This is a genomic window from uncultured Oceanicoccus sp., assembly GCF_963968385.1.
Taxonomy (GTDB): Bacteria; Pseudomonadota; Gammaproteobacteria; order Pseudomonadales; family Dasaniaceae; genus Oceanicoccus.
The window spans coordinates 24,248-35,034 of the sequence record NZ_CAXAHB010000010.1 but is presented as its reverse complement, the minus strand read 5'-3'; the positions used below and the strand labels follow the sequence as shown (position 1 = coordinate 35,034).

Here is a 10,787-nt window from a genome sequence, read left to right as displayed (position 1 = left end):
TAGCGATAAATTATTGAGAATTTAACCATGACAGAACAAATTAATCAGGCCGTCAGTCGAGAATACGAGGCAGGTTTCGTTTCCGATATCGAGTCTGAAACCTTTGAGCCCGGTCTTGATGAAGATGTTATTCGCCGTATTTCAGCGATGAAAAATGAGCCGGAGTGGATGTTGCAATGGCGTTTAGATGCCTTCGCATTATGGCAAACCATGGAGGAGCCGGAGTGGGCTCATGTTCATTATCCTGAAATCGATTTTCAGAAAATTTCCTATTACTCTGCACCAAAGAGCATGGCAGATAGACCGAAGTCGCTGGATGAGGTTGATCCGGAATTGCTGGCCACCTATGACAAATTAGGTATTCCCTTGTTAGAGCAGCAGATGTTGGCGGGTGTGGCGGTTGATGCGGTCTTTGATTCGGTATCAGTAGTAACCACCTTTAGAGAGAAACTGGCAGAGTCTGGCGTAATTTTTTGTCCTATCTCAGAAGCAGTTCATGAGTATCCTGAGCTAGTGAAAAGATATCTGGGTAGTGTGGTGCCACAGCGTGATAATTATTATGCCGCGCTAAACTGCGCTGTATTTACCGATGGTTCATTTGTTTATATTCCCAAAGGCGTGCGCTGCCCCATGGAATTATCCACCTATTTTCGTATTAACGAGCAAAACACCGGTCAATTTGAACGTACTTTAATTATTGCGGATGAAGGCAGTCACGTCAGCTACCTCGAAGGTTGTACCGCGCCACAGCGTGATGAAAATCAATTGCATGCAGCGGTGGTTGAGTTAGTGGCTCTGGATGATGCGGAAATCAAATACTCTACCGTACAAAACTGGTACCCAGGCGATGAAAACGGTAAAGGTGGTATCTATAACTTTGTCACCAAGCGAGCCGTTTGTCATACCAGTGCCAAAGTTTCATGGACGCAGGTTGAAACCGGTTCAGCGGTAACGTGGAAATACCCCAGTTGTATTTTGCGCGGCGACAACAGTATTGGTGAATTTTATTCCGTTGCCTTAACGCGCGGTGCCCAGCAAGCCGATACCGGTACCAAAATGATTCATCTGGGTAAAAACACCAAATCCACTATTATCTCCAAAGGGATATCGGCAGGGCGCAGTAATAACAGTTACCGTGGTTTGGTTCGCATGGGCCCTCGCGCTGATGGCGCACGTAATTTTACCCAATGTGATTCGTTATTGATCGGCGATCAATGTGGCGCTCATACCTTCCCCTATGTGGAAAGCAAAAACCCTGCTGCCATTGTGGAGCATGAAGCGACCACCTCAAAAGTTTCAGACGATCAAATGTTTTTATGTCAGCAGCGCGGTCTGGATCCAGAAAAAGCGGTGTCGATGATTGTGAATGGCTTTTGCAAAGAAGTGTTCAAAGAATTACCGATGGAATTTGCCGTGGAAGCAGGCAAGTTATTAGAGATTAGTTTAGAAGGTTCAGTGGGATAAAATATGTTGTCAGTTACAAATTTGCAGGCCAGCGTCGAAGACAAAGCAATATTAAAAGGCCTTGACCTGATAGTTAAACCTGGTGAGGTTCACGCTATTATGGGGCCTAACGGTGCCGGAAAAAGCACCATGGGCTATGTTATGTCCGGTCGTGAGGGTTATGAGGTCAGCGCAGGCTCGGTCATGCTCGATGGTGTTGAGTTGTTGGAGATGGAGGCAGAAGAACGCGCCCGTGCTGGTTTGTTTTTGGCCTTCCAGTATCCCGTTGAGATTCCCGGTGTGAGTAATTTGGAGTTCTTAAAAGCAGCGGTCGATGCTCAGCGCGAAGCTCTTGGTGAAGAAGTAATTAGCTCTAAAGACTTTCTAAAAATGGCGCGCGAGGCCTGTCAACAGGTTCGCCTCGCTCCCGAATTTTTAAAGCGCGGTGTCAACGAAGGTTTCTCCGGCGGTGAAAAGAAACGCAACGAGATTATGCAGATGCTATTGCTAAAGCCCAAGCTATGTATTCTCGATGAATCTGATTCCGGTCTGGATATTGACGCATTACAAGTCGTGGCCGAAGGGGTTAATAGCCAGCGTTCTGCTGATCGCAGCTTTATCGTTATTACTCATTACCAGCGTTTGCTCGATTATATTAAACCGGATTTTGTCCATGTATTGTCTGATGGCAAGATTGTTAAAAGTGGTGATGCTAGTTTGGCTGTCGAGTTGGAGCAGCAGGGTTACTCGTGGTTGACCGAGCAGCGGGAGTCCTCTGCATGAGTCACTGGTTAAACAGAGCCGTTAGTCGTGCTGAACAGGTTAGTGATTGGTTGTCACCTCAGCGACAAATCTCCCTGGCATTATTGCGTGAAGCGCAGTGGCCAACACGAAAAACAGAAGCGTGGAAATATACCCCGGTTCATCTATTGGCGGATGCCGATTTTGCCACTGCAGCGAATAGTGAATTATCAACAGCAGAAACGATTAATGGTCTTAATAGTATTGAGCTGGTTTTTACCGACGGAGTTTTGCAATCGGATTTATCGCAGCTACCAGCGGGCTTGACGATTGTTTCGCTAGCCGATGCCTCATCAGAAACCCGGCAATGGGCCGCTAACACTTTTACTGCAGCAAAACCGGCCAAGCATCTATTTGGTTTGGTCAATGATGTGCTGGCCACTGCCGGTGTCATTATTGATGTGGCAGAAGGTGTCAGCATTGAGCCGGTTATTAGAATCGTGCATCGTGTTAGCAAGGGTTGTGAAGCCCATAACCGCATTTTGGTTCGTATCGCTAAACATGCGTCGCTTACCGTTGTTGAAGATTTTTCCGGTGCAGAAAAAAGTTTTAATACCGGCTTTGCAGAATATATGCTAGCCGAATCAGCCGCGCTTGAGCATTATCGTTTTGCCCTGCAAACCGGTGCGGCCCTAAGTATTGGCGGTAGTCATTTTAATCTGGCCGATAAGGCTCAACTTAACAGTACGCTGGTCGGTTTTGGTAGTGCGTTATCCCGTTTGGATGTTGATGTGAATCATACGGGTGAACACGCCTTCGCCAAGCTTAATGCTATTTATTTATTGGATGGCAATGAGTTATTTGATCTGCACAGCACCATCGAGCATATAAAGCCAAACGGTACTAGCGAAGAAAATGTTCGCGGTATTGCGGCGGATCACTCCCGTGCCGTATTTAACGGTCGTATTCATATTCATCGCGACGCGCAAAAAACGCTGGCTGAACTCAATAATCGCAATCTGTTAATGTCCAGAAATGCGGAAATTAATACCAAGCCTGAGCTGGAAATTTACGCTGATGATGTCCGTTGTGCCCACGGTGCCACCATTGCCGAAATGGACAAAAAGGCACTGTATTACTTGCAGTCCCGCGGTATTAGCAAAACCCAGGCACAAATTATGTTGAACTTTGGTTTTATTAATGAGTTGGTCGATCAAATGCCTAATCAAATATTGGCAGAGTGGTTGCGTCCACAGTTGCGGCAACGTTTTGCCAATATGGAAGTGACCTCATGAGTAGTCTGGCCAAACAAGCGGGTGCAGTGTTCGATGTGGGGGCTATCCGCCAGCAGTTTCCTATTTTATCGCGCCAGATCGACGGTAAACCATTGGTGTATTTGGATAATGCCGCCACCACACAAAAGCCGCAATGTGTGATTGATGCTTTGGTTGATTATTACGCCACCTGTAATGCCAATGTACACCGCGGAGCTCATCAGTTGGCCGATGAAGCGACTCGTCGCTATGAAGGCGCCCGTGATACGGTGGCAGAATTTATTAATGCCAATTCGCGCAATGAAGTGATTTGGACCAGCGGTACCACAGAATCGATTAATATAGTGGCTAAAGGTTTAGCTCAGTTGCTAAGCAGTGATGATGAAGTGCTGGTAACCGAAATGGAGCACCATGCTAATCTGGTCACTTGGCAGCAAGCTTGTAAACAGGTCGGTGCAAAATTGGTGGTAGCACCAATTAAAGAGACTGGTGAGTTAGATCTTGAGCAATTTTCTGCTTTATTAAATTCGCGTACCAAATTAGTTGCCTTCCCCCATATTTCTAATGCGCTGGGAACAGTGAATCCCATTGCCGAATTAACAGCGCAAGCCAAGGCCGTCGATGCTTGGGTATTAATCGATGGTGCGCAGGGTATTGCCCATGGTTCAGTCGATGTGCAGGCGCTGGCTTGTGATTTTTATGTATTTTCCGGTCATAAGCTGTTTGGTCCAACCGGTATTGGTGTGCTTTGGGGTAGGCAAGATTTACTTGCCGAATGGCCGGTTTGGCAAACTGGCGGTGAGATGATTTCAGAAGTCACTTATCAAGATGCTGTTTGGAATGTATTGCCTTATAGAATGGAAGCCGGTACGCCCGATATTTCTGGTGCCATTGCTTTAGCAGCCGCTATTCGATGGTTTGCTGGGCTGGATATACAGGCAGTGCAAGTTCATGAGGCCGCATTGCTAGAGGCTGCTACGCGGCAAGCTGAAGCCTTTGATGGCTTGACGATTGTAGGTACAGCTGCCGATAAAGTAGGGGTGTTAAGTTTTGTGATGGATGCAGGTCATCCTGCTGATATAGGGTTTTTGCTGGATCGGCAGGGCATAGCAATCCGCACGGGTCACCACTGTGCAGAACCGTTAATGGATCGCCTCGGTGTGCCAGGTACCGCTCGTGCATCCTTCTCACTTTATAATACGCTGGAAGAAGTGGATGCTTTATTTGCAGCCTTAAGCAAAGTTAAAACCATGCTAGCATAAGCATATTGCAGGAGAATTTATGTCAGTTAGTAGTTTTGATCCCAATGCCGAAGCGGTCACAATGACCGACACAGCGCTGCGTCATTTCGAACGCGCTGTAGGCCCGGCCAAAGATAAATTGGTGCGTTTAAGCACCAAGGAAAGTGGTTGTACCGGTTATGCCTATGTGCTCGATCTGGTTGATGCCAGTCAGCCTGATGATGTCATTTTGCATCCCAGCGACAAAGTGACCTTGGCTGTCGCTCCTGATGCCGTCACCATATTGCGTGGTACTGAAATTGATTATGTCAGTGAGGGCGTCAATAGCGTGGTGAAATTTAATAACCCTAACGTTATTGCTGAGTGTGGCTGCGGCGAAAGCTTTAGCGTGGTCGAATAGTTTTATCACAAAAGTTTAATAACTAGAGTTTAATCATGCAGCAATCTATGGTCGTCACCAACCGTGACTGTCCCGCGCGTCGAGTCCCATCCGGTGAGCCTGCCATTATTCCTAAAGGTCAGTTTGTCACTATCAATCAGGATCTGGGTGGTAATTATACCGTGACCTATCAGGGTAATATGCTGCGCATCGATGGCACCGATGCGGATGCTATTGGCCGCGAAGTCGAGGTGCTCGAATTCGCCGATGATGGCAGTGGCCAAATTAGTGAACAGCAGGTTTGGGAAGCCTTGGATAGTATTTTTGATCCCGAAATCCCCATTAGTTTAGTGTCATTGGGTCTGATTTATCGTGTTGATATCGATCAGGTGACAGCGACTGTAGCCATCACCATGACCCTCACAGCGCCTGGTTGTGGTATGGGGCCAGTACTAGTTAGCGATGTTGAATACCGTACCGCCAAAGTTCCCAATGTGGCTAAGGTCAAGGTCGAACTGGTATTTGACCCGCCTTGGTCACGGGAGATGATGAGTGAGGAAGCCCAGCTGGAAGCGGGATTGTTTTTCTAGAGACTTTTCTCCACAATGCGCTCCCTGAACAATAAGCACTGATAATAGGCACTGACAGGCATACTATGAGTTTGGCAACCACCGATGAAATCGTCGACGATCTAGCCTTTTTTGACGATTGGGAAGATCGTTATAAATATATCATCGATCTAGGTAAGGATTTGCCGGCCATGGATCAGTCTTTGCGAACACCGGAGCGGCTGGTCAAAGGCTGTCAAAGCAATGTTTGGTTGGATGTTCGGTCCTCTGAATTTGCACTCAGTTTCACCGTCGATAGCGATGCTTATATCGTCCGAGGCTTACTGGCTTTGGTTATGGCGGCCTATAATGACAAAAGTGCTGCCGACATCATCGCTTTTGATATTGATGGTTATTTCCAGCAGCTGGATTTAGAGCGTCATTTAAGTCCAACTCGAGGCAATGGTCTGAAGGCGATAGTGGCCACCATTCAAGCGATAGCCAAGGCGGCTTAGCTGTCTCAAAACCAGCCCCGCAATAGTGATAACCAACGGTAAATAATCCTCCCTAAGCACGCATTATTGATACTATTTCCCTGTAAACCCACGTATAATTTGCGCTTCAAAATTTTGGTATTGGGTGCAAGCCTGATTTTCTTGTTATTTGATGCCGGTCACCCGATTGGCATGCCACATTGACTACGGAGTCCTGTATGGCTATTGAGCGTACTTTTTCTATTGTAAAACCCGATGCAGTTGCCAAGAATGTTATCGGCGAGATCTACAGCCGATTTGAAAAAAATGGTTTAAGCATCGTGGCTTCTAAAATGGTTCGTCTGAGCCGCGAGCGCGCTGAAGGTTTTTATGCCGAGCACAAAGGACGTCCTTTCTTTCCAGCGTTGATTGAGTTTATGACCTCTGGCCCAGTTATGGTTCAGGTACTGGAAGGCGACAATGCTATCGCTAAAAATCGTGAGTTAATGGGCGCAACTAATCCCCAGGAAGCTGACGCTGGTACTATTAGAGCTGACTTTGCTCAGTCCATTGATGCTAATGCTGTTCACGGTTCTGATGCACCTGAATCAGCTGCTCGCGAAATTGCTTACTTTTTTGCTGCCAGCGATATTTGCGATCGCGGCTAAGTGATAGACCAAAGCGGATAATGCTCGATGACTGATACAGTAGAGCAGCTTGACTTGAAAGCCCCAACAGAAAAAATCAATCTGTTGGGGCTTTCGCGTGAAAAAATGGCAGCATTTTTTCTCTCAATTGGCGAAAAGCCTTTCCGTGCGCAGCAGATATTAAAGTGGATTCACCACCACGGTGTGCATGACTTTGATGAAATGACCAATATCAGCAAAGCCTTGCGTGAGCGTCTAAAAACCACGGCTGAAATTCGCCCCCCCGAAGTGGTTACCGAAAAAACCTCCAAAGATGGTACCCGTAAATGGGCTGTGCGTGTCTCTGGTGGCAGTCTGGTTGAAACGGTACTGATCCCCGACGGTGACCGCGGTACTTTATGCGTTTCTTCGCAGGTGGGTTGCAGTCTCGATTGTAGCTTTTGTTCTACCGGTAAACAGGGTTTCCAGCGCGATCTGACAGCCGCTGAGATTGTAGGCCAAATCTGGTTGGCGATTAAATCCTATGATGCGTTTCCCTCCACCGATAAAAAGGTGGTGACTAATGTGGTGATGATGGGTATGGGGGAGCCGCTGCTTAATTTTGATAATGTTGTCGACGCTATGGATATCATGCTCGATGATTTTGGTTATGGTATTTCCAAGCGTAGAGTGACCTTAAGTACTTCAGGTGTTGTGCCGGCGTTAGACAAGTTGGGGGACGTATCCCAAGTTTCATTGGCAATCTCACTGCATGCGCCCAATGATAAATTACGTGACCAATTAGTCCCTATTAATAAACGTTATCCAATCGCCGAGCTTTTAGCGGCTTGCAATCGCTATTGGGACAAACAAAACGATACGCATCGTGTTACCACCGTAGAGTACACATTGATTGCAGGTATTAACGATAGTCCGGCGCAGGCCAGAGAATTAGTGGCGCTGTTAAAAGATTTTCCCTGCAAAATAAACCTGATTCCATTTAACCCTTTTTCTTTGTCGGATTATCGTCGTCCTAGCAAAAATGCGGTTAATCGATTTTGGCAGATTCTTAGCGATTCCGATATCGTTACCACTGTGCGCAGTACCCGCGGTGATGATATTGATGCCGCTTGCGGGCAATTGGTGGGGCAGGTAGCCGATCGCACCAAACGTAGCGAAAGACACAAGGCAAACTATACTGATACTCAAATATTGAATGTTCGCTAACCGAGTTAAACTAGCAGGACGATTTTCATGGCTTTATCAATAGCTCGCAGGTTTAACGTTTTCTTTCTGATGGCGTTTATGGTCTCAGTGTTGGCTGCTTGTGTGACTACCGAGCGCGGCGGTATAGCTAGCAAAGCCGACCAAGCGCAGGTTTTAGAGACGGCTTTATTGTCGGCGCGTCACTATGTTCATATCGGTAATTGGCAGGCGGCTAAACGTCATTTAAAAACGGCCATAGAGATAGATGATAGCTCTGCAGAGGTTTATGAAGCCATGGCACTGGTTTATCAAAATACCGGTGAGTTTGAGTTTGCGGAACAAAACTATAAAAAATCCATCAACATCGATAACGGATTCTCGCGGGTTAGAAATAACTATGCAGCCTTTCTTTATCAGCAACAGCGTTATGAAGAAGCTGTTAAGCAATTAGTGCGGGTTGTTGCCGATACTTTTTACAATAAGCGTTCCAATGCCTATATTAACTTGGGTCAATCGTATCTGCAGTTAGCAAAGTTGCCGGAGGCTGAGCAGGCATTTTATCAGGCGCACTTAATGGCCAGTAGCAATCTAGCTTTGCTGTTTCAATTGGCAGAGGTCAATTACCGTCTGGAGCATTTTTCCCAATCTCAAAAATACTACGATGCTTATCATTCGCAGGTGAAACAGCAATCTGCACCCTCATTATGGCTGGGTATCCGTTTAGCGGATAAATTTGGCGACAATAACGCTATCTCCAGTTACACATTGGCACTAAAGAATTTATACCCCGAATCAAAAGAATATCTGCAATATCGGGAAATATTTAATAATGACTGATCAGTTACCAGAGAATTCAGACGAGTCATCAACTCAAGGCCCCGGTAATCTACTTATCAGTGCCAGAGAGGCGCTCGGTTTAACGACACGACAAGTGGCCGATCAATTACATTTGTTGCCGCGTCAGGTTGAAGCCCTAGAAGCTAATGACTATGAGCAGTTTAACGGTGAAATTTTTATTAAAGGTTATCTCAGGTCCTATTCGACACTGTTGGGTATGGATTCTGAGCTGTTGATACAGTCTTTTATCGATAGTCGTCCTGAGATTATCAAACCTATTCCAACTGCCAACCGAAGTTCACAAATACAGCGGCCGGCAAAAGGGTATAGCGTTCAGTATTGGAGTCTGGTTGCAGCGATTATTGTGATTGCTGTGCTATGGATTGTCAGTTCAGGCGATAATGATGATAGTGCGATGGTTGCCGATAGTCCGGAAATTGTGGTTGATAAAAATATTAATCTTGTTTCTGAGGTGACAACGGATATTGTTGCAATATCTGGGGTGGTGGTTGAAAGTGAGTCAATAGAGCCATCGCTGGTGGAAGCTGACATGATCGAACCAGCTAAAGCGGCTGTTGTCGAAGCTGAGGCTAAGTCAGAAGGCGCTGCTGCCTTAGAGGAGATAACCGCAGATATCTTGAGTTTTTCTTTTGCTCAGGATTGTTGGGTAGAGGTCAAAGATAATAGTGGAACATTGATTTTCGCTGATTTGCGCAAAGCCAATTCTACTTTGCAATTAAGCGGTAATGGTCCTTTTGATATACTGTTGGGCTATGCAGCGGGTGTTACACTGACTTACAACAGTGAGCCAATCAACGTTGTGGTTAATCGCACCAATGATTTAGCCCGTTTAACCGTGGGCATGCCGAAAATATAGAGTCAGGTTAAAAACGTTATGCAAATGGAATCACCCATTAAACGAAGAAAAACTCGCCAGATTATGGTGGGTGATGTGGCTGTGGGTGGCGATGCTCCGATCTCCGTGCAAAGCATGACTAATACTGATACCTGCGATGTGGCGGCAACCGTGGCACAAATTAAACGTCTGGAGGCTGCTTGTGCCGATATTGTGCGTGTTTCAGTGCCTACCATGGATGCCGCGGAGGCGTTTAAAAAAATTCGCCAGCAAGTGAATGTGCCACTGGTGGCGGATATCCACTTTGATTACAAAATCGCTTTAAAAGTTGCCGAATATGGTGTTGATTGTCTGCGTATTAATCCGGGTAATATCGGTCGTGACGATAAAGTGCGCGCGGTTATCGACACAGCGCGAGATAAAAACATCCCACTTCGCATTGGCGTAAATGCCGGTTCTTTAGAAAAGGAGCTGCAACGTAAATACGGTGAACCCACTCCTGATGCTTTGGTTGAATCCGCCATGCGCCATGTCGATATTCTGGACAGCTTGGATTTTCAGGATTTTAAATTGAGCGTTAAAGCCTCGGATGTATTTATGGCGGTAGCGGCCTACCGGAAAATTTCACAACAAATTGATCAGCCTTTGCATTTGGGTATTACCGAGGCAGGGGGTATCCGTGGCGGCACCGTTAAATCATCGGTTGGTTTAGGTATGTTATTAATGGATGGTATTGGCGATACCATCCGTATTTCGTTAGCAGCAGACCCGGTAGAAGAGGTTAAAGTTGGCTATGAAATTCTAAAAAGTCTAAAGCTGCGCTCTAAAGGCATTAACTTTATCGCCTGCCCAAGTTGTTCGCGACAAAACTTTGATGTGGTTAAGACCATGAATGAACTAGAAAGTCGGGTAGAAGATATTACCACGCCGTTAGATGTGGCGGTTATCGGCTGTATTGTTAACGGCCCTGGTGAAGCCAAAGAGGCGGATATTGGTTTAACCGGTGGTACACCCAAGCATTTAATTTATGTGGATGGTGAAAAAGATCATAAAATCGAAAAAGACAGTTTAGTCGATCATTTGGAAGCTATGATTCGAGAAAAAGTGGCAGCCAAGCAGCAAGCCGAACAGGACCTGATTGCAAAAGAAGCCTGATTAACCTA

General features: G+C 46.3%; 12 protein-coding genes. All 12 read left to right on the top strand.

Annotation, left to right across the window (positions count from 1 at the left end; all coding sequences use genetic code 11):
* Nucleotides 1–27: 27 nt before the first annotated feature.
* The 12 genes from sufB to ispG all read left to right on the top strand — a co-directional run bounded on the left by sufB (nt 28) and on the right by ispG (nt 10,779).
* Nucleotides 28–1,464 carry a Fe-S cluster assembly protein SufB gene (gene sufB, locus AACP44_RS02245; RefSeq protein ID WP_339338592.1) on the top strand — a complete coding sequence of 479 codons (1,437 nt, stop codon included), beginning with the start codon at nt 28–30 and terminating at the stop codon, nt 1,462–1,464.
* 3 nt (nt 1,465–1,467) lie between these two features.
* Nucleotides 1,468–2,226, top strand: a complete 759-nt coding sequence (gene sufC, locus AACP44_RS02240; protein ID WP_339338590.1) for a Fe-S cluster assembly ATPase SufC — start codon at nt 1,468–1,470, stop codon at nt 2,224–2,226.
* Nucleotides 2,223–3,479: a Fe-S cluster assembly protein SufD gene (sufD, locus tag AACP44_RS02235; RefSeq protein ID WP_339338588.1), complete on the top strand. Its 1,257-nt coding sequence runs from the start codon at nt 2,223–2,225 to the stop codon at nt 3,477–3,479. Before sufC ends, sufD begins: the two co-directional genes overlap by 4 nt.
* Nucleotides 3,476–4,720: a cysteine desulfurase gene (locus tag AACP44_RS02230; protein WP_339338586.1), complete on the top strand. Its 1,245-nt coding sequence runs from the start codon at nt 3,476–3,478 to the stop codon at nt 4,718–4,720. The genes sufD and AACP44_RS02230 overlap by 4 nt, the downstream gene beginning before the upstream one ends.
* Nucleotides 4,721–4,739: 19 nt before the next feature.
* Nucleotides 4,740–5,099, top strand: a complete 360-nt coding sequence (locus AACP44_RS02225) for an iron-sulfur cluster assembly accessory protein (protein WP_339338584.1) — start codon at nt 4,740–4,742, stop codon at nt 5,097–5,099.
* Nucleotides 5,100–5,134: 35 nt separating this feature from the next.
* A complete protein-coding gene (gene sufT, locus AACP44_RS02220) occupies nt 5,135–5,668 on the top strand; it encodes a putative Fe-S cluster assembly protein SufT (protein ID WP_339338582.1) in 534 nt (177 codons plus the stop codon).
* A 65-nt stretch (nt 5,669–5,733) separates the two neighbouring features.
* Nucleotides 5,734–6,141: a SufE family protein gene (locus AACP44_RS02215; protein WP_339338580.1), complete on the top strand. Its 408-nt coding sequence runs from the start codon at nt 5,734–5,736 to the stop codon at nt 6,139–6,141.
* A 197-nt stretch (nt 6,142–6,338) separates the two neighbouring features.
* The gene (ndk, locus tag AACP44_RS02210) at nt 6,339–6,767 is read left to right on the top strand and encodes a nucleoside-diphosphate kinase (protein ID WP_339338578.1); all 429 of its coding nucleotides are present in this window, start codon (nt 6,339–6,341) and stop codon (nt 6,765–6,767) included.
* Between the two features lie 27 nt (nt 6,768–6,794).
* Nucleotides 6,795–7,952, top strand: a complete 1,158-nt coding sequence (gene rlmN, locus AACP44_RS02205; protein ID WP_339338576.1) for a 23S rRNA (adenine(2503)-C(2))-methyltransferase RlmN — start codon at nt 6,795–6,797, stop codon at nt 7,950–7,952.
* A gap of 27 nt (nt 7,953–7,979) precedes the next feature.
* A complete protein-coding gene (pilW, locus tag AACP44_RS02200) occupies nt 7,980–8,768 on the top strand; it encodes a type IV pilus biogenesis/stability protein PilW (protein ID WP_339338574.1) in 789 nt (262 codons plus the stop codon).
* Entirely contained in the window at nt 8,761–9,645 is an 885-nt protein-coding gene (locus tag AACP44_RS02195) for a RodZ domain-containing protein (protein ID WP_339338572.1), read from the top strand. The genes pilW and AACP44_RS02195 overlap by 8 nt, the downstream gene beginning before the upstream one ends.
* Before the next feature lie 18 nt (nt 9,646–9,663).
* Nucleotides 9,664–10,779 (top strand): flavodoxin-dependent (E)-4-hydroxy-3-methylbut-2-enyl-diphosphate synthase, encoded by a 1,116-nt coding sequence (ispG, locus tag AACP44_RS02190; protein ID WP_339338570.1) that lies wholly within the window; start codon nt 9,664–9,666, stop codon nt 10,777–10,779.
* Nucleotides 10,780–10,787 lie beyond the last annotated feature (8 nt).